This is a genomic window from Streptomyces shaanxiensis (genome assembly GCF_039537145.1).
Classification (GTDB): domain Bacteria; phylum Actinomycetota; class Actinomycetes; order Streptomycetales; family Streptomycetaceae; genus Streptomyces; species Streptomyces shaanxiensis.
Genome location: NZ_BAAAZY010000007.1, coordinates 59,819 through 82,949, shown reverse-complemented (window position 1 = coordinate 82,949; position 23,131 = coordinate 59,819). Strand labels below are relative to the sequence as shown.

Annotated in this window: 21 protein-coding genes; 12 read left to right on the top strand and 9 right to left on the bottom strand. The window is 71.8% G+C overall.

Features of this window, described 5'->3' with window-relative positions:
* Window positions 1–95 precede the first annotated feature (95 nt).
* The 3 genes from ABD932_RS09505 to ABD932_RS09495 are packed head-to-tail and all read left to right on the top strand — an operon-like array spanning window position 96 to window position 3,758.
* On the top strand, window positions 96–1,433 hold the full coding sequence (locus ABD932_RS09505) for a hypothetical protein (RefSeq protein WP_345010634.1): 1,338 nt from the start codon (window positions 96–98) through the stop codon (window positions 1,431–1,433).
* Window positions 1,430–2,998, top strand: a complete 1,569-nt coding sequence (locus ABD932_RS09500; RefSeq protein ID WP_345010632.1) for a vWA domain-containing protein — start codon at window positions 1,430–1,432, stop codon at window positions 2,996–2,998. Before ABD932_RS09505 ends, ABD932_RS09500 begins: the two co-directional genes overlap by 4 nt.
* Window positions 2,985–3,758 (top strand): hypothetical protein, encoded by a 774-nt coding sequence (locus ABD932_RS09495; RefSeq protein WP_345010631.1) that lies wholly within the window; start codon window positions 2,985–2,987, stop codon window positions 3,756–3,758. The genes ABD932_RS09500 and ABD932_RS09495 overlap by 14 nt, the downstream gene beginning before the upstream one ends.
* 15 nt (window positions 3,759–3,773) lie before the next feature.
* Here ABD932_RS09495 and ABD932_RS09490 read toward each other — a convergent pair whose 3' ends face one another.
* The 5 genes from ABD932_RS09490 to ABD932_RS09470 all read right to left on the bottom strand — a co-directional run bounded on the left by ABD932_RS09490 (window position 3,774) and on the right by ABD932_RS09470 (window position 9,427).
* Window positions 3,774–4,784, bottom strand: a complete 1,011-nt coding sequence (locus ABD932_RS09490; protein WP_345010629.1) for an LLM class F420-dependent oxidoreductase — start codon at window positions 4,782–4,784, stop codon at window positions 3,774–3,776.
* 129 nt (window positions 4,785–4,913) lie between these two features.
* Complete coding sequence (locus ABD932_RS09485) at window positions 4,914–5,729, bottom strand: DUF5336 domain-containing protein (protein WP_345010627.1); 816 nt, start codon at window positions 5,727–5,729, stop codon at window positions 4,914–4,916.
* 164 nt (window positions 5,730–5,893) lie between these two features.
* Window positions 5,894–6,847: an N-acetylmuramoyl-L-alanine amidase gene (locus ABD932_RS09480; RefSeq protein ID WP_345010625.1), complete on the bottom strand. Its 954-nt coding sequence runs from the start codon at window positions 6,845–6,847 to the stop codon at window positions 5,894–5,896.
* Between the two features lie 69 nt (window positions 6,848–6,916).
* Window positions 6,917–7,567: a class I SAM-dependent methyltransferase gene (locus ABD932_RS09475; protein ID WP_345010623.1), complete on the bottom strand. Its 651-nt coding sequence runs from the start codon at window positions 7,565–7,567 to the stop codon at window positions 6,917–6,919.
* A gap of 105 nt (window positions 7,568–7,672) precedes the next feature.
* On the bottom strand, window positions 7,673–9,427 hold the full coding sequence (locus ABD932_RS09470) for an MFS transporter (protein ID WP_345010622.1): 1,755 nt from the start codon (window positions 9,425–9,427) through the stop codon (window positions 7,673–7,675).
* Between the two features lie 204 nt (window positions 9,428–9,631).
* Here ABD932_RS09470 and ABD932_RS09465 point away from each other — a divergent pair, with 204 nt between their 5' ends.
* From ABD932_RS09465 to ABD932_RS09455, 3 genes are all read left to right on the top strand, one after another.
* Window positions 9,632–11,083: an MFS transporter gene (locus ABD932_RS09465; RefSeq protein WP_345010620.1), complete on the top strand. Its 1,452-nt coding sequence runs from the start codon at window positions 9,632–9,634 to the stop codon at window positions 11,081–11,083.
* A 170-nt stretch (window positions 11,084–11,253) separates the two neighbouring features.
* Entirely contained in the window at window positions 11,254–11,793 is a 540-nt protein-coding gene (locus ABD932_RS09460) for a SigE family RNA polymerase sigma factor (protein WP_345010618.1), read from the top strand.
* Complete coding sequence (locus ABD932_RS09455; protein WP_345010616.1) at window positions 11,793–12,623, top strand: hypothetical protein; 831 nt, start codon at window positions 11,793–11,795, stop codon at window positions 12,621–12,623. Before ABD932_RS09460 ends, ABD932_RS09455 begins: the two co-directional genes overlap by 1 nt.
* Before the next feature lie 30 nt (window positions 12,624–12,653).
* Here ABD932_RS09455 and ABD932_RS09450 read toward each other — a convergent pair whose 3' ends face one another.
* Window positions 12,654–13,286, bottom strand: a complete 633-nt coding sequence (locus ABD932_RS09450; RefSeq protein WP_345011472.1) for a response regulator — start codon at window positions 13,284–13,286, stop codon at window positions 12,654–12,656.
* 412 nt (window positions 13,287–13,698) lie between these two features.
* On the opposite strand from ABD932_RS09450, the gene ABD932_RS09445 reads away from it, so the two are divergent.
* From ABD932_RS09445 to ABD932_RS09435, 3 genes are all read left to right on the top strand, one after another.
* A complete protein-coding gene (locus ABD932_RS09445; RefSeq protein WP_345010615.1) occupies window positions 13,699–14,574 on the top strand; it encodes a MaoC/PaaZ C-terminal domain-containing protein in 876 nt (291 codons plus the stop codon).
* Window positions 14,575–14,687: 113 nt separating this feature from the next.
* On the top strand, window positions 14,688–15,764 hold the full coding sequence (locus tag ABD932_RS09440; protein ID WP_345010613.1) for a Zn-dependent alcohol dehydrogenase: 1,077 nt from the start codon (window positions 14,688–14,690) through the stop codon (window positions 15,762–15,764).
* A 41-nt stretch (window positions 15,765–15,805) separates the two neighbouring features.
* Window positions 15,806–16,744: a 3-oxoacyl-ACP reductase gene (locus tag ABD932_RS09435; RefSeq protein ID WP_345010611.1), complete on the top strand. Its 939-nt coding sequence runs from the start codon at window positions 15,806–15,808 to the stop codon at window positions 16,742–16,744.
* A gap of 360 nt (window positions 16,745–17,104) precedes the next feature.
* Here the strand turns inward: ABD932_RS09435 and ABD932_RS09430 are convergent, their stop codons facing one another.
* On the bottom strand, window positions 17,105–18,385 hold the full coding sequence (locus tag ABD932_RS09430) for a hypothetical protein (RefSeq protein ID WP_345010609.1): 1,281 nt from the start codon (window positions 18,383–18,385) through the stop codon (window positions 17,105–17,107).
* A 279-nt stretch (window positions 18,386–18,664) separates the two neighbouring features.
* Here ABD932_RS09430 and ABD932_RS09425 point away from each other — a divergent pair, with 279 nt between their 5' ends.
* From ABD932_RS09425 to ABD932_RS09415, 3 genes are read left to right on the top strand one after another with little or no spacing between them, the layout of a single operon-like run.
* On the top strand, window positions 18,665–19,570 hold the full coding sequence (locus ABD932_RS09425; protein WP_345010607.1) for a Nif3-like dinuclear metal center hexameric protein: 906 nt from the start codon (window positions 18,665–18,667) through the stop codon (window positions 19,568–19,570).
* Complete coding sequence (locus ABD932_RS09420; RefSeq protein ID WP_345011470.1) at window positions 19,567–20,310, top strand: zinc ribbon domain-containing protein; 744 nt, start codon at window positions 19,567–19,569, stop codon at window positions 20,308–20,310. Before ABD932_RS09425 ends, ABD932_RS09420 begins: the two co-directional genes overlap by 4 nt.
* 11 nt (window positions 20,311–20,321) lie before the next feature.
* On the top strand, window positions 20,322–21,632 hold the full coding sequence (locus tag ABD932_RS09415) for a bifunctional RNase H/acid phosphatase (RefSeq protein WP_345010605.1): 1,311 nt from the start codon (window positions 20,322–20,324) through the stop codon (window positions 21,630–21,632).
* Here ABD932_RS09415 and eda read toward each other — a convergent pair.
* The gene (gene eda / locus ABD932_RS09410) at window positions 21,615–22,262 is read right to left on the bottom strand and encodes a bifunctional 4-hydroxy-2-oxoglutarate aldolase/2-dehydro-3-deoxy-phosphogluconate aldolase (RefSeq protein ID WP_345010603.1); all 648 of its coding nucleotides are present in this window, start codon (window positions 22,260–22,262) and stop codon (window positions 21,615–21,617) included. The two genes, ABD932_RS09415 and eda, sit on opposite strands and share 18 nt — an antisense overlap.
* Before the next feature lie 78 nt (window positions 22,263–22,340).
* Entirely contained in the window at window positions 22,341–23,123 is a 783-nt protein-coding gene (yaaA, locus tag ABD932_RS09405; RefSeq protein ID WP_345010601.1) for a peroxide stress protein YaaA, read from the bottom strand.
* Window positions 23,124–23,131 lie beyond the last annotated feature (8 nt).

Here is a 23,131-nt window from a genome sequence, read left to right as displayed (position 1 = left end):
ACAGTTTCCTACGTTCAACTGGCGTTCCCCGCAAGGTCGTTCGCCCGTAAACATGATCACCGACGATCCTCCCCCCGGAGAGGGCAGGAGAGCCGGTGTCCGAAGCAGACAGACCGCACGCCACATCCGAAGCCGACAGACCGCGCGGCGCACAGGAACCACGACTGCGCACCCGTGACAGAGGCCGCCCCCGGGCGCGCTTACCGATCCGCGTCAAGGTCGCCCTGCCGCTCGCCCTGGCCGGGCTGATCGCCCTGCTGGTCACGGGCAACGCCCTGCGCCCGTTCGACCGCATCACCACGATCGAGGCCAGGATGGCCTCCAAGTCCGACTACTTCAAAGACCCCGAGGTCCAGCGGCTGCTGCTCAAGCACGGGCTGCGGGTCGACATCCACCGGCTCGGCTCCCGCGGTATCGCCACGCAGTCCCTCAACGGCATGGACGTGGTCTTTCCGTCCGGCCAGCCCGCGGCCAAGCTGATCCTCAACCGGCAGGACCGCTCGGTGCGTTCGGTCCGCCCCTTCGTCACACCGCTCGTGCTCGGCACGTTCCGGGCCTACGCCGAGACCCTTCAGAAGGCGGGCGTGGCCACCCCGCAGCCCACGACGGACGGCGGCAGGACGCTGTACTACGACCTCGACATGCGCGAGTTCATGGGCCTGCTCGACGGGAGGACGGGCAAGAACGACCAGGACGAAGTCGGCGACCAGGACGGGGACGACGTCGCCGAACGCGCCGACACCTGGAACGGCATCGGCTTCGACGAGGCCGGCGGGCGCAGCAACAGCGGCCGCGTCCTGGTCCGCACCTCCAGCGTCTGCGAGTCCAACTCCGCCGGCACCTACCTGAGCATCCTCGCCTTCGTGGCGAACAACGACAGCACACCCGGCGCGGGCGAGGCCGACGAGGCCAAGGCGATGCAGGAGGCCGCGGACGTCTCCCGGAAGATCAAACCCCTCATCGACCTCCAGGGCATGTGGGCCGACGAGCAGGCCGACAGCTACCTCTCCGACCTCGGCGAGAGCATCGCGCCCATCTCCCTGATCTACGAGCACCAGTACCTGGCCCACCAGATCGAGTACGAGCGGAAGTACGGCAAGCAGGACACCGACCGCGTCCTGCTCTACCCCACCCCCTACGCCCTCACCGAGCCGCAGCTCATCTCCCTGAGCGACAAGGGGGACCGGCTGGTCCGGGTCATCGAGGAGGACCCCGCACTGCGCCAGCGCGCCATCGAGCTGGGCTTCCGCGTCCGCTTCTCCGGCGAGGACGGCACCAGCGACCAGCTCAACGACTATCTGGGCGAGCACGGCATCCAGGTGCCGACGCCGAACCGCGACGAGACCAAGGTGTACGAACCCGACCTGGACGTCCTGCAGGAGATCATCAACTCCGTGGGCTCCTGCCCGCCGCCCGTGCGGGACATCCCATGAAGGGATACGCGCGCGCTCTCGCCGCCTGTCTGACCCTGACCCTGCTCACCGCCCTCACCTCCTGCACGCGGGGCGACGAGGACGTGACGTTGCGGGTCCTCGCCAGCCCCGAACTCGCCGACCTGGAACCGCTGCTGGGCGAGCTCGAGGACGACACCGGCGTCCGGCTGGACATGGACTACCGGGCGACGGCCGACCTGTCCGGTGCCCGGAGGTCGTCGTACGACCTGGCCTGGCCCGCGTCCGACCGCTCGTTCCTGCTGCGGCTCCAGGACCAGGGCGAACAGACGGCCCGGCCCGAGTCGACCGCGATCATGCGCTCACCCGTGGTGGTCGGCCTCACCCCAAAGACCGCGGACAGGCTGCGGGCCGGGACGCCCGGCGGACGTCTGTCGTGGGCGGACATCGCGGACGCGGCCGCCGACGGCACCGTACGGTTCGGGATGGCCGACCCGCGCAACAGCGACACCGGGCGCGCTGCCCTGGTCGGCGTCGCCACGGCGGCCGCCGGAACCGGCAGCGCACTGCGCGAACAGGACGTCTCCTGCGACCGGTTGCGCGGCTTCCGCTCCGGCCAGACGCTCACCGGCGCCAGCTCCCGCGAGCTCATCGCGTCGTACACCGGCCATCAGAACGAGGCCAACGCGCTGATCGCCCACGAGTCCGAGCTGCTCTCCCTCAACGCCACGAAGAAGCTGCGCGAGCCACTGGAGATCATCCACCCCGAGGACGGCATGGTGCTGTCCGACTTCCCACTGCTCCTCCTCGACCCCGGGGAGCGCACCGCCTACCGCAAGGTCGTCGACTGGCTGCTGCGGGCCGACGTGCAGGAGAAGCTGATGCGGCGCACCTGGCGCCGACCCGTCAACCAGGACGTCACACCGGCCGAGCCCCTGCGCGAGTCCGTCGGCAACGCCCTGTCCTTCCCCGACCGGCTCTCCATCGTGGAGCGACTGGTCGCCGACTACGGGGACCCCGCGAGCGCCACCACCGACCAGGTGGTGTTCCTGCTCGACTTCTCCGGCTCCATGCGCGGTCAGCGCATCGCCGACCTGCGCGCCGCCTTCGCCGGGCTCAGCGGCGCCGACCCCACGTCCACCGGCAAGTTCGCCCGCTTCTACCGGGGCGAACACCTCACCGTCGTACGGTTCGGCGGGCGGGTGCTCCAGGAGCGCACGGTGACCGTACGCGGCGACGGAGACCTGCGCGCCCTCGCCCAGACCGTGGCCGCCGACTCCTTCGACGACTCCACCGCCGTCTGGTCGGCCCTCGACCGCGGCTACCGCATCGCCGCGGCGGCCGTGCGCGAGGCGCCCGAGCGGCCCGTGTCCATCGTGCTGATGACGGACGGCGAGAGCAACGCGGGCATCTCCTACAAGGAGTTCCTGCGCCGGTACGACCGACTCGGTGCGGGCGTGCGCGACGTGCCCACCTTCCCCGTCCACTTCGGGGAGGCCGACGCGGCCGCGCTGGACAAGGCGGCCGCCGCGACGGGCGGCCGCATGGTCGACGCCAACCGTTCCTCCCTCTCCGACGCTTTCAAGGAGATCCGTGGGTGTCATTGACAGTCAGTGGTGGAGCATGCGGTGGCCGTGGATGGCCGTCTGGCTCCTGACGGCGGCCTGTTTCGCCGTGGTGGCGCAGTACGGGGCGGCGCGCTGGGTGGCCGCCCGGCGCAGACGGCGACTGCGGGACGGGCGCATGTTCTCCGGCCTGTGCATATACCTCCATGAGACGCGGGTCGAAGCCGTCGCGGACATCCTCGGCATACCGAAGGCAGACGTGAACGTCTCCCACGAGACCAGCGTCTCCACCGGCTTCGGGCTGTTCGGCAGAGTCACCGTCGGCGGCCGGGCCGAGCGCGACACGAGCACGCAGACGCGCCGGGAGTACTGGGAGCCCAACACGCCCATGAAGACGATCCGCCTGATCATGGACCGGCTGCGGGAGCGGGACATGGTGGTGGACGCCGACCTCGCGACCGAGCAGCTCTTCCTCACCGCGGCCCTCGCCGATCAACTGCGCGGCACCGAGGCCGGCGGCACACCCCTGACCGCGGTCCGAGGCACCTACGTCTCGGTCTCCGGCCTCTTCACGGTCCGCAGGGACGGCGAGGACGTCGTCCTGCACGCCCGCTACGGCACCGGCGAGCCACACCCGCAGGTGAAGATCACCTGCGAGGGGGCCTGGGTCCGCGAGGAGGAGTTCCGGGTCGACAGCTTCTCGGCGGAGGAGGAGTTCCCGGCGACATGTCTGGGCAGGGTGCGCACCTGGAACGGCACGACCGGCGAACTCACGCTGGACCCGATCTCGGTCTTCCAGTGAACGCCCGCCACCCGGCTATGAGTTGAGCTCGGCCAGCACGCGCAGGGTGTGCGGATCGGGCGCGAGGACCAGCAGATCGGTCACCGGCCCCTTCCGCCACAACTCCAGCCGCTCGGCGATGCGTTCACGCGGCCCGACCAGCGAGATCTCGTCGGCGAAGGCGTCGGGAACCGCGAGAACGGCCTCCTGCCTGCGGCCGCTGAGGAACAGCTCCTGAATCCGCCGCGCGTCCTCCTCGTATCCCATACGGGCCATGAGATCGGCGTGGAAGTTGCGGGCCGCGTGGCCCATGCCGCCGATGTAGAAGCCGAGCATGGCCTTGACGGGGAGAAGGCCTTCGGAGACGTCGTCACAGACCCGGGCGCGGGCCATGGGGGCGACGAGGAAGTCCTGGGGGAGCTCGCGGACAGCGGCCCCGTACACCTCCGGCCGGGACGGCGACCAGTACAACGGCAGCCACCCGTCGGCGATGCGCGCGGTCTGGGCGACGTTCTTCGGTCCCTCGGCGCCGAGGAGCACGGGAAGGTCCGGACGGAGGGGATGGGTGATCGCCTTCAGGGCCTTGCCGATGCCGGTGGCGTCCGGGCCGCGGTACGGGTGGGAGTGGAAGCGTCCGTCGAGCTCCACGGGCGCCTCGCGCCGCAGGACTTGCCGTACGACATCGACGTACTCCCTCGTCGCGGTCAGCGGCGACTTCGGGAACGGCCGCCCGTACCACCCCTCCACCACCTGCGGCCCCGACAACCCGAGCCCGAGCATCATGCGCCCGCCGGAGAGGTGGTCGAGGGTGAGGGCGTGCATGGCCGTGGTGGTGGGAGAGCGGGCGGCCATCTGGGCAACGGCCGTGCCGAGCTTGATCTTTGAGGTCCGTGCGGCGATCCAGGTGAGCGGCGTGAACGCGTCGGAACCCCAGGACTCGGCGGTCCACACCGAGTCGTAGCCGAGCCGCTCGCCCTCCTGGGCGAGGGGAACGTGGTCCGCGGAGGGGCCGCGACCCCAGTAGCCGAGAGCGAGCCCGAGCCGCATACCTGCCTCCTTCTGACGGCCTGTCAGATGCGTCGACCGGAGGGCGACTGTACGACAACGGCCCCTCACCGGGAAGTGGTGAGGGGCCGTCGTACGGCTGCGGTGTCGCTGTTCGTACGGCTTCGAGACTCAGCCGCGCTGGATGCCCGAGGTGTCCTGGAGCACACCACGGCGGCCGTCCTGCGTCTGGGCGACGAGGGCCGGGCCACGCTGCTCGACGGCCAGGTACCAGGTACCCGGCGCGAGTTCGGCGATCGGCGTGGGCGAGCCGTCCTCCGCGAACAGGGGGCGCGGCACGGGCACGGCGAACCAGAACGGCGAGAAGTCCCCGGCGGGCGCCTGCGGCTGCGGCTGCCCCGGCTGCTGCCCACCGAAGGGCTGCCCCGGCTGCGGCTGCCCACCGTACGGCGGCTGCGGCTGCTGCGCGCCCGGGTAGCCGTAACCACCCTGCGGCTGACCGCCGTAGGGCTGAGGGGCGGCGGGGCGGGGGGCCGGGATGAGGGCGGCCTGGAGGGCGGGGACGAGGGGGGTGGCGATGGCGGCTGCGGCCATGAGCAGGGTTGCGATGAGGGCGAGGATCAGGCCGATGCCGGGGCTGACACCGATATCCGTGCCGCCGTTGTCGGCTCCGCCCATCACGTCGAAGGTGTTGCCCAGCGTGCTCCACGCCGCGAAGACCGTGAAGGCGGCACCGAACTGCCCGAGGTCCAGGCCGGCGACCTTGGGTACCTGCGGCAGGCCCCGGGACACGACGACGAGTGCGCCGCCGATGATCCCGGCCAGGACGACACTCATCAGGACCGGACCGCTTCCCCAGAGATTCGGGAGGTCGGCGCTGTCAGAAGCCCCGTCGATCGAGTACAGATCGAGGAACGACGCGATCAACAGCAATACCGCTGCTCCGATCACCACGCCGTCGCCTCGAGTGAGGGAGCGGATATTCACTTCAGGTCCTTCGTCAGTCGTCTCGTCATCGGCATCGCTGGAGGCGTCGCTGTCACCATGTCGCCCTCAGGCCCCGGTGTGAAGCGCGGGGGTGGCCCCTCATCGTAGGGACGACCTTATCTTCCGACCGGCGAGGGTGTCCGCCGGGATCAGCCCGCTGATCACTACCCGCGCAGGAAACTCACGATTCCCTCAGAGATCCCTCGCGCCGCCTTCTGTCGCCACGTTCCGTCGGTGAGCAGTGCCGCGTCCTTGCTATCGCGCATGTTGCCGCACTCGATGAACACCTTGGGAACCGTTGACAGATTGAGACCGCCGAGATCCTTACGCGTGACGAGACCGGTGCCGTCGCCGACGTAGTTGGAGGGCGCGCTGCCCGTGACGCGGACGAAGGAGCCGGCGATGCGCTCGCCGAGGTCGCGGGAGGGGGTGACGATCGGGCCGGTGTTCGCGGCGCCCTCGGACACCTTGCCCGGGAGGATGACGTGGAAGCCGCGTTGGCCGGTGCCGGCGCCGTCCGCGTGGATGGAGACGACGGCGTCGGCGTGCGCCTTGTTGCCGATCCGCGCCCGTTCGTCCACGCACGGACCCCACGACCGGTCGCCGTCCTGCGTGAACTTCACCGTGGCGCCCTGCTTCTGGAGCAGTGTGCGCAGCCGGTGGGCGACGTCGAGGGTGAACTTCGCCTCGGTGTAGCCGTCGTTGGTGGACGTGCCCGTGGTGTCGCACTCCTTCCAGTTCGTTCCGATGTTCACCTTGCGGTTGATCTCGGCCGTGTGCTGGAAGTTGTGGGGGTTGTGGCCCGGGTCGATGACGACGACCTTGCCCTTGAGGGGGCCGGAGGCGGCGGGCGCGGACGTGGAGTCGGCGGTGGCGTCGTCGGTGGGGGTCGGGCCCGGTGGCTTGTCGTCGTTCGTCGCGGAGATCGTCGGCGGCGTCTGCGACGGCCGTACGGCCGCGTTGCCCGACCCGCCCGCGCTGCCGGAGTCACCCATCGCCTCGTACATCACCCACCCGAGCAGCGCCCCCGGCACGAGGGCGGCGGCCGCGACGGTCAGGGCGCGGCGGCGAGGGCGGCGGGGCTGGGGAGGATCGAAGTCCGGGCCTACGTACGACACGCCTGCCACCTTACGGGCCGACCGGGCGCTCCATGGGGAAGGCACGGTCGAGCACCGCCGACCGTGGGATCAGGCCCCTGTCCCCGTGCGCCGCAGCACCCGTAGTGACTCCGTCACCGACACCTCCGTGAACGCGCCGGACTCCAGCGCCCGCAGATAGACGCGGTACGGCGCCTGCCCGGTGAACTCGTCCTTCGGGTCCGGGAACACGTCGTGGATGACGAGGAGTCCGCCCTCGGCGACATGCGGGGCCCAGCCCTCGTAGTCGGCGTTCGCGTGCTCGTCGGTGTGGCCGCCGTCGATGAAGACGAGGCCGAGGGGGGTGCCCCAGATCTTCGCCACCTGCGGGGAGCGGCCGACGAGGGCGACGACGTGCTCCTCCAGGCCCGCCTTGTGCAGCGTGCGGCGGAACGTCGGCAGCGTGTCCATGAGGCCGATCTCGGGGTCGACCGTCTCCGGGTCGTGGTACTCCCAGCCGGGCTGCTGCTCCTCGCTGCCGCGGTGGTGGTCGACCGTGAGAACCGTCACCCCGGCCTCGCGGGCCGCGTCGGCCAGGAGGATCGTGGAGCGGCCGCAGTACGTGCCGACCTCCAGGAGCGGCAGGCCGAGCCGACCGGCCTCGACGGCCGCCGCGTGGAGCGCGAGCCCCTCGCCCACGGGCATGAAGCCCTTCGCCGCCTCGAACGCGGCCAGGATCTCGGGCTTGGGGGCCGGGGCCATGGGGTCCCTTTCGGTCGTACGAGCGTGTGGGCGCCCATCGTGCATCACACCCCCCCTCGCACGGAACGACGGGGGGTGTGCGGTGTGCGGTGTGCGGTGTGAGGTTCAGGCCTTGACCGTCTCCCCGGGCAGCGGCAGATCCACGTCCACCGCGCTGTCGTCGCCCGCGTGCGTCGCCGACGAGGCGAGCGGGGCGTGGCCGTCGGCCCGGGCGGCCAGGACGTAGGCGCCCTGGGTGGGGACCGGGAGGGCGTACGTGCCGTCCTCGGCGGAGAGGGTCGCGCCCGCCTGGCGGCCCCGGCGGTCGATGAGCGTCACCTTCGCGCGGGCGACCGGTGTGCCCTCGGCGTCCAGGACGCGGCCGCGGAAGCCCCGCAGAGCCTCCTCGGCGCGCTCCAGGTTGGCGTCCTCCTCGCTGCTGGCGCGCAGCTGGGGGTGGGCGGCGGCCGGGCGCTGCTTCGGGAGGAAGAGGGCCAGGAGGAGGCCCACGGCGACCGCGGCGGTAGCGATCAGGAAGGAGACGCGGAAGCCGTGCATCGTCGGGATCTCGACGCCGTTGACCGTGTTCGCGGTGTTGGCCAGCACCATGCCGACGACGGCGCTCGACACGGACGTACCAATGGAACGCATCAGCGTGTTGAGGCCGTTGGCCGCGCCCGTCTCCGAGGCCGGGACCGCGCCGACGATCAGTGCGGGGAGGGAGGAGTAGGCGAGGCCGATGCCGGCGCCCAGGACGACCGCGATGACGAGGCTCTGCCAGGGGGCGCTCATCAGGCCGAGGCCTGCGCCGTAGCCGATCGCGATGATCAGCATGCCGAGGATGAGGGTGGTCTTCGGGCCGTACTTCGCCGAGAGGCGGGCGTAGACGGGCGCCGTGAACATCATCGTCAGGCCCAGCGGGGCCACGAGCAGGCCCGCGACGACCATCGACTGGCCGAGGCCGTAGCCGGTCGCCTTCGGGAGCTGGAGGAGCTGGGGGAGGACGAGCGAGACGACGTAGAACGAGACCCCGACCATGATCGACGCGAGGTTCGTGAAGAGGACGGCCGGGCGGGCCGTGGTGCGCAGGTCGACGAGGGGGGCCTGGGTGCGCAGCTCGTAGACGCCCCAGAGGAGGAGGACGGCCGCGGAGGCCGCGAACATGCCGAGGGTGGTGCCGGAGGTCCAGCCCCAGTCGCTGCCCTTGGTGATGGGGAGGAGGAAGAGGACGAGGCCGGCGGAGAGGCCGAGCGCGCCGAGCAGGTCGAAGGAGCCTTCCGCGCGGACCTTGGACTCCGGTACGACGAGGAGGGTGAGGGCGATGGCGAGGGCGCCGAGGCCGGCGGCGCCGTAGAAGAGGGCGTGCCAGTCGGCGTGCTGGGCGACCAGGGCCGCGGCGGGCAGCGCGAGTCCGCCGCCGACGCCGATCGAGGAGCTCATCAGGGCCATCGCCGAGCCGAGGCGCTCGCGGGGCAGCATGTCGCGCATCAGGCCGATGCCGAGGGGGATCGCGCCCATCGCGAAGCCCTGGAGGGTACGGCCGACGATCATGGGGAGGAGGGTGCTGGTGAGCGCGCTGACCAGCGCGCCGGCCACCATCACGGCGAGGCTGGCTATCAGCATGCGCCGCTTGCCGTAGAGGTCTCCGAGGCGGCCCATGATCGGGGTGGCGACGGCGCCCGAGAGCAGCGTCGAGGTCAGGACCCAGGTGGCGTTGCTGGGCGCGGTGTCCAGCAGTTGCGGGAGGTCCTTGATGACCGGGACGAGCAGGGTCTGCATCACCGCGACAACGATGCCCGCGAAGGCGAGGACCGGGACGAGGGCGCCGGAGGCGCCGGTGGCCGCTCTGCCGGTGGGCTGGTCGTTCGTCGTTCGTGTCATGTGGGGGATCAACCCGGTGTGCCTGGGCAACTATTCCGATGCTTCGGCCAGCTAACGATTTTTTGACCTTCTCTTGGGGGAACGCGCCTGAGACTTTGGGGAACGCGCCTAAGGCTTTGAGGGACGGGCCTAGGACTCCCCTAGGACTTCAGGGAACGGTCCTAGACCGAATTCCCGATGCCAGGAGCGTCGGTCGTTGAGAGCATGACATCCATGCTCGAAGCCGCCGATGCCACCCGCGCCCGCCGCCGCACAGCGCCGCCCACCTGGCTCGTGCTGACCCTCGCCTGCTCCGGGCAGTTCCTCGTCGTGCTCGACGTGTCCGTCGTGAACGTGGCGCTGCCGTCGATGCGGGCCGGTCTGGGGCTGAGCGCGCAGGGGCTGCAGTGGGTGGTGAACGCGTACACGATCGCCTTCGCGGGGTTCATGCTGCTGGGCGGGCGGGCCGGGGATCTGTACGGCCGCAAGCGGATGTTCCTCGTCGGGCTCGGCCTGTTCACCCTGGCCTCGCTGGGCGGCGGGCTCGCCCAGCAGGAGTGGCAGTTGCTGGTCGCGCGGGCCGTGCAGGGGCTGGGCGCGGCGGTGCTGGCGCCCTCGACGCTGACCATCCTGACGGCGGCGGTACCGGAAGGGGCGGCGCGGGCGCGGGCGATCGGGACGTGGACCGCGGTCGGCGCGGGCGGTGGTGCGGCGGGCGGACTCGTCGGCGGGGTGCTGGTGGACGCGCTGTCGTGGCGGTGGGTGCTGCTGATCAACGTGCCCGTGGGGGCGGTGGTGCTGGCCGGTGCGGTGTGCTGGCTCGCGGAGAGCCGGAACGGGGACAAGCGGCGGCTGGACCTGCCGGGTGCGGTGCTGGTGACGGCCGGGCTGGCCACGCTGGCGTACGGCATCTCGCAGACGGAGGCCTCGGGCTGGACGGCGGCCGCCACGGTCGTACCCCTGCTCGCCGGTCTTGCCCTCATCGGTGCCTTCCTCGTCGTGGAGTCGCGTACGGCGGAACCGCTGATGCCGCTCGGGCTGTTCCGGCTGCGGGTGGTGGCCTCGGCGAACGCGGGGAAGTTCCTGTCGGGCGCGGCGATGTTCTGCATGTGGTTCTTCATGACGCTGTACCTGCAGAACGTGCTCGGCTACACCCCGCTGGAGGCCGGCCTGGCGCTGGTGCCGAGTTCGCTGGCCGTGCTCGTCGGCTCCAAGCTCGCCCCGCGGCTGATGCCGGCGGTCGGCGCGCGCAACGTGGCGGTGCTGGGCACGGTCGTCGCGGCCGTCGGCTTCGGCTGGCAGTCCACGCTGAGCGTGGAGGGCGCGTACCTGACCTCGATCATGATGCCCGGGATCCTGATGATGCTGGGCGCGGGTCTGGCGGCGACGCCTCTCGCGGCGCTGGCCATGTCCGGGGCGCGGCCGGGTGAGGCCGGGCTGGTGTCGGGGCTGGTCAACACCTCGCGCACGATGGGCGGTTCGCTGGGGCTCGCGGTCATGTCGACGATCGCCGCGGCGCGTTCGGCGGCGAGTGGGGCGGAGGGGACGCCGGGGGCGCTGACGGAGGGGTACGCGTTGGTGTTCCGTACGTCGGCTGTGGTGCTGCTGGCGGGGGCGGTGCTGATGCTGGTGTGGCTGCCGAGGAGAGCCTCCGCGTCGACGACCTCCGCGTCCTGACGACCTTCGGGTCCTGACAACCTCCGCGTCCTGACAACCTCCGCGTCCTGACGACCCTCGGGTCCTGACAACCTCCGCGTCCTGACGACCCTCGGGTCCTGAAAAGTTCTGCGTACTGAGGCAACGGTCCGGGCGGCTCATGGACTCCTTTGAATATCAAGGAGGTGCCCATGGGGGATCGCAAGGCGGCTCGGGACACGGAGTTCCAGAGCTTTGTCATCGGCCGCTGGCCGCGGCTGATGCGGACGGCATTTCTCCTCACGGGGGAGCAGCACGCCGCGGAGGACCTGGTCCAGTCGACGCTCGAACAGGTCTACGTGGCCTGGCGCAGAGTCGGCTCGGCCGACGACCCGGAGGCCTATGTACGGCGCGTGATGATCAACGCGCACGCACGCAAACACCGCCGACGGCTCAGGGAGTTCCTCGCGCCGAAGGACGACTCCGGCCTGGTGCGGGAGGTGGCGGACACCGAGGACCGCATCGCCCGGGCCGAGGACCGCAGGTCCCTGCTGGCGGCGCTCGCCCAACTGCCGCCGCGGCAGCGGGAGGCGGTGGTGCTGCGCTACTGGGAGGACCTGACCGAGACACAGACGGCAGAGGCGATGGGCTGTTCCGTCGGCGCGGTGAAGAGCAACGCGGCCAAGGGGATCGCGAAGCTCCGCGCCATACCCGGACTGGCCGAGATGGTGACGCAGGGAGGGCGGGCTTGATGAGCGCGGACCGGGAGACGAACCACGGCATGACCAGCCACGACATGAGCAACAGGGACATCGCGTTCCTGCTGGCCGACGCCGCGGACGAGGTCGAGATCGGCATAGCCCCCTACGACGCGGTACTCCGCGGCGGCCGCCGCCGCAGGGCCCGCCGCTGGGCGGTGGCGACGGCGACGGCCCTGGCGCTGGTCGGCTCGGCGGGGACGCTGGCGGTGGCAGGGCTGCCGGGCGGGAACGGCAGCCGGGGCGCGCAGGTGGCGACGCAGGTGCCGGCACCGCCGGTGCAGAACGTGTACCCGCCGGAGCGGACGACGCTCGCGACCGGCACCGTCGACGGCGAGGACTGGTGGGTCACCATCGACGTGTGGTCCGCGCCGCGCGACGCGGGCCAGGCGCAGGCCCAGTGGGAGGCCATGGCCACATACGGGAGCCGGCCGGTGGACAAGGCCTCGGATCTGATCGGCAAGAGCGCGTACTTCGTGAACCGGACGTACGGCGACGGCGAGACGGGGGGCATCGCGCTGGGCGTCTTCGACGAGAACACCCCCGATTCCGGCAAGGACCTCCAGTCCGCCGCGATCCCCCTGGACCCCAAAGCCGACGGCGGCCCCAACCGTCTCGTCATCGGCCAGGTCGCCCCGACCGCCCAACAGGTCACCTGCACCTGGAAGAACGGCACGACGACCGAGCTTCACACGGTCCCCGAGAACGAAACCCTCGCCACCGACCTTCCGGCGATCCGCCCGGCGGCACAGTCACCGGTGAACTGGTTCGTGTGCGTGGCGCCGGAGGGGACGGAGTACAAGTCGGTGGGGGTGACGAAGTAGCCGGCACGTGAATCGTCCCTGAGGCCGCGGTTACAGCCACCCCTGCCGCCGGGCCGCCCGCAGCGCCTCCGTCCGCTCGCGGGTACCGGTCTTGGCGACGGCGGAGGAGAGGCAGTCGCGGACCGCCGGCTCGGAGAGGTGGAGTCGGGCGGCGATGTCGGTGATCGTCGCGCCGTCCACCGAAGCCCGGAGGACGTCGCACTCCCGCGGGGTGAGCGGGCTGGGCCCGGCGTCGAGGGCGGTGGCGGCGAGGGCCGGGTCGATGACCGTCTCGCCGGTCAGGGCCCGGCGGATCGCGGTCACCAGCTCCTCCACCGGGGCGTCCTTCACCAGGAAACCGGCGGCGCCCGCGTCCATGGCCCGGCGGAGGTGGCCGGGGCGGCCGTGGGTGGTCAGGAGCAGGACCCGGCAGTCCGGCGCCTGGTCGCGCAGGTCGGCCGCGACGTCGAGGCCGCTCCGGCCCGGGAGTTCGACGTCGAGGAGGGCGACGTCGGGGCGGTGCGTGAGGGCGACGTCCACGATGGCCTCGCCGGCCGACACCTGCGCCACGACCGTGATGTCCGGCTCCATCCCGAGCAGTAAGGCGAGCGCCCCGTGCGTCATGCCCTGGTCCTCGGCGAGCAGGACCCTGATGGACTTCGCGGGCCGGTGGTCCCGGGGCATTTCGTTCACGGGGCCAGCGTATGGGGAGCGGGGCAGGTGAGAGCCGGGGTGGCGCGACCCTGGGGCAGCGGTTCTCGGGTCGCGCCGCCCGCCGCGATCACGTCAGCCCGACGGCGTCGGTGATGAGGAGGCGCCGCCACCCACTCCGGCAGGGCAGAAGGCCGGCACCCCCAACCCGGCGAACCCCATCTGATGAAGCGTCAGGAGTCTTCACAACTGCAGTGCGCTCGGCTATACAGAGGTCGCCGGACTGGAACGCGTTCTAGAACGGCCCGTGACGACCTCGGTGCGGCCGACGGTGCGGACGGTCGTACCGAGGTCTTGCCCGATCTGCTGGATGCCCCGATCCGCCGGATGCCCCGATCTGCTGGATGTTCCGATCTGCCGGATGCCCCGTTCTGTCAGGAGCCCCATGCCCATCGACGCCGCCAAGGCAATAGCCGCCGAACCCCGGACCGGCGAGATCTCCTGGACACCGAAGGACGTGCAGCTCTACCACCTCGGCATCGGCGCGGGCGCCCGCCCGGACATCGCCGGACCGGCCACCGACCCCGACGAACTGCGCTACACCCTGGAGTCCCGGCTGCACGTCCTGCCCAGCTTCGCCACCGTCGCCGGCGCCGGCTCACCCGGCGTGATCAGCAGCCTGTCCATGCCCGGCATCGAGGTCGACCTCGCTCGCGTCCTGCACGGCGGGCAGTCGCTCACCGTCCATCGCCCGGTGCCCGTGGCGGGCACGGCGACTGCCACCGGCCGTATCGCCGCCGTCTACGACAAGGGCAAGGCGGCCGTTCTCGTCATGCGCACCGAGGTCGCCGACGCCGACGGCCCGCTGTGGACCAACGACGCGCAGATCTTCGTACGCGGAGAGGGCGGCTGGGGCGGCGACCGCGGCCCCTCCGCCCGCCTCGAACCACCGGCCGGCGACCCCGACAAGGTCGTCGAGCGGCCCGTCCGCGAGGACCAGGCCCTCCTCTACCGCCTCTCCGGCGACCTCAACCCCCTGCACGCCGACCCGGAGTTCGCCAAGATCGCCGGATTCGACCGGCCCATCCTGCACGGGCTGTGCACCTACGGGATCACGCTCAAGGCGGTCGTCGACACGCTGCTCGGCGGGGACGTGACCCGGGTGCGGTCGTATGTCACACGGTTCGCCGGGGTCGTGTTCCCGGGGGAGACCCTGCGCATCCGCATGTGGCGGCAGGAGGGCCGGGTCCGGGTGGAGGTGGGGGCCGTGGAGCGGGGCGACGCGCCCGTCCTCGCCGACACGATCGTCGAACACACCTGAGCCCTGAACTGCCCTGTACAGACCTGTACTGCCCTGCACAGCACAGACCTGTACCGCCCTGTACGCCTCACTCCTGATACGCCTCACGCCGTACTCCGGAAGGGAGCCGCACCATGCGAGCAGCCGTACTGCACGAGATCGGCCAGGACAAGCTCGAGGTCCTCGACGACGTCGAGGCGGTGGGCTTCGGACCCGGCAGGGTGCGGATCCGGGTACGGTCCACCGGGCTGTGCCACTCCGACCTGTCCGCGATGGCAGGGGTGCTGCCGCAGCCCGCGCCCTTCGTTCCGGGGCACGAGGGGGCCGGCGAGGTCCTCGAAGTGGGGGAGGGCGTACGGCACTTGAAGCCGGGCGACCGTGTCGTCGTCTGCTGGCTGCCCGCCTGCGGTGCCTGTCCCGCCTGCAAGCGCGGCCAGACCCAGCTGTGCCTGGCCGGGTTCATGAACGCCGGCACCCCCAACTTCAAGCGCCCCGGCGGTGACGTCTTCGGCTTCGCCGGCACCGGCACCTTCACCGAGGAGGTCGTCGTCGACGCGGGCTGCGCGGTGCCGATCCCCGACGACGTCCCCTTCGACATAGCCGCCCTCATCGGCTGCGGGGTCACCACCGGACTCGGCGCCGCCCTCAACACCGCCGACGTGGCAGCCGGTTCGTCGGTCGCCGTCATCGGCTGCGGGGGCGTCGGCATCTCCGCGATCCAGGGCGCCCGGCTCAAGGGGGCGGCGGAGATAGTCGCCGTCGACCCGGTAGCCTCGCGCCGCGAGTCCGCCCTCAAGTTCGGTGCGACCAGGGCCGTTTCCCCGGACGAGCTGGCCGACGCCAAGCAGCAGGTCACCGCCGGAGAGGGCTTCGACTACGTCTTCGAGGTCGTCGGCAGGTCCGCCACCGCCAGGACGGCGTACGAGAACACCCGGCGCGGCGGCACCCTCGTCATCGTGGGCGCGGGCGCCCTGGACGACTTCCTCCAGCTCAGCATGTTCGAGCTGTTCTTCGACGAGAAGCGGATCCTGCCGTCCATGTACGGCGGCGGCGACGTCCTGAGCTCCTACGAGCGGACGATCGCGCTCTGGCGGGCCGGCCGGATCGACCTGTCGGGCCTGATCACCCACCGTGTGCCGCTCGCCGACATCAACGAGGCCCTGGACCAGATGCGCACGGGCACGGCGCTGCGCACCTGCATCGAGATCTGACGTCGAAGGGTTCGTCCGAAGAGTTCGTACGAAGGGGCCGTATGTCACTGCCACTTGAGGGTCTGTCCGCCATCGTCACCGGCGCCGGGCGTGGTCTCGGCCGGGCCGAGGCGCTGGAGCTCGCTCGGCTCGGCGCGGCCGTCGTCGTCAACGACTACGGCCGGCCCGGTCGCGACGGCTCGGGCGAGGCCTCCGCCGGGCCCGCCGAGGAGGTGGCCGCCGAGATCCGTGCGGCGGGCGGCAAGGCGCTCGCGCACACCGGGGACGTCGCCGACTTCTCACAGGCCCGCGCCCTGGTCGGGTTGGCGATCACCGAGTTCGGCAAGCTGGACATCCTCGTCAACAACGCGGGCATCCTGCGCGACCGCATGGTCTTCTCCATGGCGGAGGAGGAGTGGGACTCGGTCATCCGAGTCCATCTCAAGGGCCACTTCAACACCACCCGCTTCGCCGCCGCCCACTGGCGCGAGCGGTCGAAGGCGGCGGGCGGGCCGGTGTACGGGCGGATCGTGAACACCTCGTCGGAGGCGTTCCTCGCCGGGTCCGCCGGACAGCCCAACTACGCGGCGGCGAAAGGCGGGATCATCGGGCTCACCACCTCCACGGCCCTCGCCCTCGCCAAGTACGGCGTGACCGCGAACGCCATCTGCCCCCGCGCCCGGACCCGCATGACCGAGGACGTCTTCGCCGGCCTCGACCAGCCCGAGGACGGCCTCGATCCGCTCGCCCCGGAGCATGTCGCCCCGCTCGTGGGCTACTTGGCGGCACCGTCCGCCGCCCGCGTCAACGGCCAGCTGCTCGTCGTGCACGGCGGCATGGTGGCGATCGTCGAACGGCCGCGGGTGGCCGCCAAGTTCGACAGCAAGCAGGAGGCCTTCACCTACGACGAGCTCGACGCGCTGCTCACCCCGCACTACGCGGAGCGGCCGTCCGGGGAGACGTTCGGGGCGGTGGAGGTGCTCGGGCTGAAACGGGCGTAAGGAAGTGGAGTGGGGGCGTAAGGGAGCGGGGGCGTAGGGGAGTACGTACAGCAACGGCCCCGTCCCTCGTGGTGGAGGGCGGGGCCGTGCGGCGTCGGCGTCAGGCTGCCGTCTCGGTCTCCTCGACCGGCTTGCGGTGACGGCCGCGGGGGGCCGTCTCGCTGTCGTGGGCCGAAACCGGGCCCCTGTGCCTGCCGTGACCGGAGACCTTCTGAACGTCGTGAACGTCGGCCGGCCCCGTCTGGGTCGTGCTGGCGTTGCTCATCGGAAAACTCACCCCGTCAACATGATCTTTCTTACAGCCGGGCGAGTTTAACCGGCCGACCATGGGCCAAATCCAGGCGCCCACGCCAACCGCCACTACTTCGTTACAAGACCGCCCAACGGCGCTTGCTGCAACGGCACGGGACGCATAGGAACGGGATCCGCAGGGTCTGTTTCCGACGGCTCCGGCCCCGGCTCCAGCTCCCGTGACGGCTGCGGTTCCGGCGCCCGCTCCCACGACACCTCCGACGCCCGCTCCCACGACATCACCGGCCCCCGCTCCCACGAACGCTCCGGCTCCCGCGAGAACTCCCGCTCGGGTTCCGGCCCGGCTCCCGCCGAAGTCTCCTCCTCCCAGGGAACCTCGACCCGTGCCACCCCGCACGGCACCTCCCGCGTGGCATACGGCAGTTGCAGCACTCCGTCCCGCGTCCACAACCCCGCACCCGCCAACCACCCGTCGGGCGCCGCAAGATGACGTACCTGCCGTTCGGCGGGCCGCCACACCCCGACCCAGCTGCCCACAGGCCCGCCGATGCGCAGCGCCACCCCGCAGCTCTCCGGCGTCAGCACCTGCCCCGGCTGGATCGCGAACGGCGTCACCGCGCACTCGGGCAGCCGCAGGCACTCCGGGAAGCGCACCGGCAGCGTGCTGCCCAGCACCCCCCAGCCCAACCGTTCCTGCCCCGGCGACGGCGCGTCCGACCGGATCAGCAGCAGCCCGCTGTCCGGGTCGGCGAGCAGCAGCCGGTCGTCGCTGTGGTCCGCGATCTGCAGCAGCGGCGACACCTCACCGCCCCGCCCGAGGTCGACCACGACGGCCTTCGTGCGTCCCCCGGACTCCCGGTCGAGCGCCAGCATCCGCCCGCCCCGGTCCAGCCACACCCCGCCCGAGCAGCGCCCCGGCACCTCCGCGACCTGCTCAGGACCGAAGGCACCTCCCGCCACCAGCCACACCGCGCTGGAGCGCCGGCCCACCGCGAGGGCGTACGCCGTGTCGCCGCCGGGTGCCGGGGGCAGCATCCGCAACCCGGTCCCCTCCTGCGGGCTCTGGACCGCGCCCAGCAGCAGCTCACCCGTGCCGGGCCCGGTCGGATACAGCAGTGAGAAGACGTGCCGTCCGTCGGTGGGGCGGCGGATGAGGACCCGCCCGTCGCTCATGGGCTGCACCTCGGTGCCGGGCTCCTCCGGCTGGTGGGCGGGCAGCGGCACGGCGTAGGGCTCGGGGCCGTCCAGGGTCCAGCGCTCCGGGAACCAGCAGTCGCCGGCAGGCGCGAGGCGGGCGGCGTAGGAACCGTCCGCCGTGATGGTGCATTCCGCCCGAGGCGCGTCGCCGTCCTCGTGCTCCGCCGCGGGTTCGATCGCACAGGCCGTCATGGTTCGGTCACCTCCGGTCACGAAGCTAGTTTTCGCACGCACAGGCGTGGGATCGGCGAGGTTCCCTTCACACAAAGGGGTGGCCCAGGAACGATTCGCCTGAGGAAACGGGGGCGGTTGTGCTGAGTGGCACTGGTGGGCGGCCGGGGAGTGGCACGCGGGCGGCGGCACGGTGGCCATGGGGCGGCCACAGGACGGACAGAGGACGGCCCCGGGGGACGGATCCCGCTGCTCCGGCGCCGGTACAGCCGTACGGACCAGCCAGGTAGCCTGTTCCTCGTGCCCCGTCTGTCTGAAGTAATCACCGCGCTGGAGAACCTGTGGCCCGCCGAGCGGGCCGAGTCCTGGGACGCGGTCGGCACCGTCGTGGGCGACCCCGACCAGGAGGTTTCCCGGGTCCTGTTCGCCGTCGATCCGGTCCAGGAGATCGTGGACGAGGCGGTGAAGCTGGACGCCGACCTGCTGGTCACCCACCACCCGCTCTACCTGCGCGGTACGACGACGGTCGCGGCGACGCACTTCAAGGGCCGGGTCGTGCACACCCTCATCAAGAACGACATCGCGCTGCACGTGGCCCACACCAACGCCGACACGGCCGACCCGGGCGTCAGCGACGCGCTGGCCGGTGCGCTGGACCTGCGGGTCGTACGGCCGCTGGTGCCGGACCCGACCGACCCGGACGGCCGCCGGGGCCTGGGCCGTGTCTGCGAGCTCGACCACCCGCTCACCGTCCGCGAACTCGCCGCCCGGGCCGCCGAGCGCCTCCCCGCCACCGCGCAGGGCATCCGCGTGGCCGGCGACCCCGAGGCGACGGTCCGCACGATCGCCGTGAGCGGCGGCTCCGGCGACAGCCTCTTCGACCAGGTACGGGCGGCCGGGGTCGACGCCTTCCTCACCGCGGACCTCCGCCACCACCCCGTCTCGGAGGCCGTGGCACAAAGTCCTCTCGCGCTGCTCGACGCGGCGCACTGGGCCACCGAATGGCCCTGGTGCGAGCTGGCTGCCGCCCAGCTCGACGAGATCTCCGACCGGCACGGATGGGACCTGCGCGTCCACGTCTCGAAGACGGTCACCGACCCCTGGACCGCCCACGCGGCGTCCGCCCGCCCGTCGCCCACCACCGCCCTTCCAACGAGCGCTTCGCGCGCCCCTTCGTCTTCTAGCACCACGGGAGCCCCCAACTGAACGCCGCGCCGGCCGACCAGATCCGACTTCTCGACGTCCAGGCCCTCGACGTCCGCCTGCAGCAGCTCGCGCACAGGCGGAAGTCGCTGCCCGAGCACGCCGAGATCGAGTCGCTGACCAAGGACCACACCCAGCTGCGCGACCTGCTCGTCGCCGCGCAGACCGAGGAGAGCGACTGCGCCCGCGACCAGACCAAGGCCGAGCAGGACGTGGACCAGGTGCGCCAGCGCGCCGCCCGCGACCAGCAGCGCCTGGACTCCGGCGCCATCACCTCCCCGAAGGACCTGGAGAACCTCCAGCACGAGATCGCCTCCCTCGCCAAGCGGCAGGGTGACCTGGAGGACATCGTCCTGGAGGTCATGGAGCGCCGTGAGTCCGCGCAGGAGCGGGTCGCCGAGCTGACCGAGCGGGTCGGCGCCGTGCAGGGGAAGGTCGACGACGCGACCGCCCGCCGGGACGCCGCGTTCGAGGAGATCGACGGTGAGGTGGCCACGGTCACCAAGGAGCGCGAGGTGGTCGCGGGCGCCGTCCCGGCCGATCTCCTCAAGCTTTACGAGAAGCTGCGCGAGCAGCAGGGCGGCATCGGCGCGGCCAAGCTGTACCAGCGCACCTGCCAGGGCTGCCGCCAGGAGCTCGCCATCACCGAGCTGAGCGAGATCCGTGCGGCCGCGCCCGACACGGTGGTCCGGTGCGAGAACTGCCGCCGGATCCTGGTGCGTACGGCCGAGTCGGGCCTCTAGGAGACTGTGCCGTGCGGGAGTTCATCGTCGAGGCCGACGGCGGGTCACGGGGCAACCCGGGGCCCGCGGGCTACGGTGCGGTCGTGATCGACGCGGCGACGGGGGAGACGTTGGCCGAGGCCGCCGAGTACATCGGCGTCGCGACCAACAACGTCGCCGAGTACCGGGGCCTGCTCGCGGGCCTGCGCGCCGCGCTCGAACTCGACCCCACGGCCGCGGTCCACGTCCGCATGGACTCCAAGCTGGTCATCGAGCAGATGTCGGGCCGCTGGAAGATCAAGCACCCGGACATGAAGCCGCTGGCGTTCGAGGCGGCACGGGTCCTGCCGCCGACGCAGGTGACGTACGAGTGGATCCCGAGGGAGCAGAACAAGCACGCGGACCGGCTGGCCAACGAGGCGATGGACGCCGGGAAGCGTGGGGAACAGTGGTCGGCCGCGGCTTCCACGGCGGAACTGGTGGCGGCCGACGCGAGGGCTGCGAGGGCCGCGAAGGCCGCGGCTGAGCCCGAGCCGTCCGGTCCGCCGGGGGACGCTTCCGCCGGCGCGGCACGAGCGCGCGCGGCGCTGGCGGAGGGCCGTGCCAAGGACGTTCCCTCCGCACCTTCCGCTGCTGCTCCCGCCAAGGCCGAGGCCGATGTCAGGGCCGCGCGCACCGTGGCCGCGCCCTCGTCCGGCTGGGCCCCCGCCGACATGGGCGCACCCGCCACCTTCGTACTGCTCCGCCACGGCGAGACCCCCCTCACCCCCCAGAAGCGGTTCTCCGGCAGCGGCGGTACCGACCCGTCCCTCTCCGACGTCGGCCGGGAGCAGGCCGAGCGCGTCGGCGCCGCCCTCGCCCGGCGCGGCACGATCCAGCACATCGTGGCCTCGCCCCTCACCCGTACCCGGGAGACCGCCGGCATCGTCGCAGCCCACCTCGGCCTCGACGTGAGCATCGACGACGGCCTGCGCGAGACCGACTTCGGCGCCTGGGAGGGGCTCACCTTCGGTGAGGTCCGCGAGCGCTACCCGGACGACCTCAACGCCTGGCTCGCCGACCCGGATGCCCGCCCCACCGGCGACGGCGAGAGCTTCGCCGCGACGGCCACCCGCATGGCCGCCACCCGGGACAAGCTGATCGCGGCGTACACCGGCCGCACGGTCCTGCTCGTCACGCACGTCACCCCGATCAAGACGCTCGTACGCCTCGCCCTGGGCGCCCCGCCCGAGTCCCTGTTCCGCATGGAACTCTCGGCGGCCTCCCTCTCGGCGGTGGCGTACTACGCCGACGGCAACGCGAGCGTGCGGCTCTTCAACGACACGTCACACCTGCGCGCGTGAACCCTTGAGGCTGGCCGCTTCCCGCGCCAGCGCCTCGACCCGCCCCCAGTCCCGCGCGGCCACCGCGTCCGCCGGAAGCATCCAACTCCCGCCCACGCACGCGACGTTGGGCAGTGCGAGATAGTCGGGGGCCGTCGCCGGACCGATCCCGCCCGTCGGGCAGAAACGGGCCTGCGGCAACGGCCCGTTCAACGACTTGAGGTACGCCGTACCCCCCGCCGCCTCGGCCGGGAAGAACTTCATCTCCCGCACCCCGCGCTCGAGGAGCGCCACGACCTCCGACGTGGTGGACACCCCCGGCAGGAACGGCACCCCGGACGCGCGCATCGCATCCAGCAGTACGTCCGTCCAGCCCGGGCTCACCAGAAAGCGCGCCCCGGCGGCGACGGAGGCGTTCACCTGGTCCGGCGTGATGACCGTGCCGGCCCCGACCACCGCCTCCGGTACCTCGGCGGCGATCTCCCGGATCGCGTCCAGTGCCGCGGGCGTCCGCAGCGTCACCTCGATGGCGGGGAGCCCGCCGGTGACGAGCGCCCGCGCGAGCGGTACGGCGTCGGCGACGTCCTCGATGACGACGACGGGCACGACGGGCGCGAGATCCAGCACGGAGGCGGGCAGGGGAGAGGCCATGCGCTCATCCTGCCGATGGTGAGCAACATGCGCAAAGGTCATTGCGCATGTTGCAATGCGCGCCTCTTGTGGGTCCCGCTAGTGGATCTCCGCCACCAGCACATCCAGCGCCCACGCCTTCCCGGCCCTGGCCGGCGCCTCCACCTCCACCTCGTACCCGAGGTCCCGCAGCGCCTCCACCAGCTCGGCCGGGCCCTTCGGCGCGGCCCCGGCCGACAGCAGGCTCCGCACGATCCGCCCCTTCGTCGCCTTGTTGAAGTGGCTGACGACCTTCCGGGTCGGCGCGTGCAGCACCCGTACCGTCGCCGTCCGCCCGGCCACCTCGCCCTTCGGCTTCCACGCCGCCGCGTAGGCCGCCGACCGCAGATCCAGTACCAGCCCGTCCCCGGCCGCCTCGGGCAGCACCTCCGCCATCGGCGCCCGCCAGTGCGCGCCGAGCGCCCCGAGGCCGGGCAGCTTCACGCCCATCGAGCAGCGGTAGGAGGGGATGCGGTCGCCGACGCGGACCGCACCCCACAGCCCCGAGAACACGAGCAGCGACCGGGCCGCCCGCTTCTTCGCCGCGGCGTCCAAAGACGCCAGGTCGAGGGCGTCGTACAGCACGCCCGTGTAGATCTCCCCGGCGGGCCGCGCTCCGGCCGACCGCAATTCGGCGTTCTTGCCGACCTCGCCCCGCAGCCCCTCGCTCAGCCCGAGTACGTCCCGCGCCTTGTCCTCGTCACCGGCGCACAGCTCGACGAGCTCGCCGAGGACGGCCTCGCGGGCGTCGTTGAGCCCCGGCAGCGACAGCGACTCCAGCTTCAGCGGGGCGCCACGGCCGGAGGATGCCTTTCCTTCGGAGGGAGGCAGCAGGACAAGCACGGGTGATC

What these genes read in the sequence shown, in the direction of transcription:
- ABD932_RS09500 (WP_345010632.1), top strand. Translation starts at nt 1,430, where the DNA reads ATGAAGGGATACGCGCGCGCTCTCGCCGCCTGTCTGACCCTGACCCTG.
- ABD932_RS09490 (WP_345010629.1), bottom strand. Translation starts at nt 4,784, where the DNA reads ATGCGGCTCGGGCTCGCTCTCGGCTACTGGGGTCGCGGCCCCTCCGCG.
- ABD932_RS09475 (WP_345010623.1), bottom strand. Translation starts at nt 7,567, where the DNA reads ATGGCCCCGGCCCCCAAGCCCGAGATCCTGGCCGCGTTCGAGGCGGCG.
- ABD932_RS09470 (WP_345010622.1), bottom strand. Translation starts at nt 9,427, where the DNA reads ATGACACGAACGACGAACGACCAGCCCACCGGCAGAGCGGCCACCGGC.
- ABD932_RS09465 (WP_345010620.1), top strand. Translation starts at nt 9,632, where the DNA reads ATGACATCCATGCTCGAAGCCGCCGATGCCACCCGCGCCCGCCGCCGC.
- ABD932_RS09460 (WP_345010618.1), top strand. Translation starts at nt 11,254, where the DNA reads ATGGGGGATCGCAAGGCGGCTCGGGACACGGAGTTCCAGAGCTTTGTC.
- ABD932_RS09455 (WP_345010616.1), top strand. Translation starts at nt 11,793, where the DNA reads ATGAGCGCGGACCGGGAGACGAACCACGGCATGACCAGCCACGACATG.
- ABD932_RS09450 (WP_345011472.1), bottom strand. Translation starts at nt 13,286, where the DNA reads ATGCCCCGGGACCACCGGCCCGCGAAGTCCATCAGGGTCCTGCTCGCC.
- ABD932_RS09445 (WP_345010615.1), top strand. Translation starts at nt 13,699, where the DNA reads ATGCCCATCGACGCCGCCAAGGCAATAGCCGCCGAACCCCGGACCGGC.
- ABD932_RS09440 (WP_345010613.1), top strand. Translation starts at nt 14,688, where the DNA reads ATGCGAGCAGCCGTACTGCACGAGATCGGCCAGGACAAGCTCGAGGTC.
- ABD932_RS09435 (WP_345010611.1), top strand. Translation starts at nt 15,806, where the DNA reads ATGTCACTGCCACTTGAGGGTCTGTCCGCCATCGTCACCGGCGCCGGG.
- ABD932_RS09430 (WP_345010609.1), bottom strand. Translation starts at nt 18,385, where the DNA reads ATGACGGCCTGTGCGATCGAACCCGCGGCGGAGCACGAGGACGGCGAC.
- eda (WP_345010603.1), bottom strand. Translation starts at nt 22,262, where the DNA reads ATGGCCTCTCCCCTGCCCGCCTCCGTGCTGGATCTCGCGCCCGTCGTG.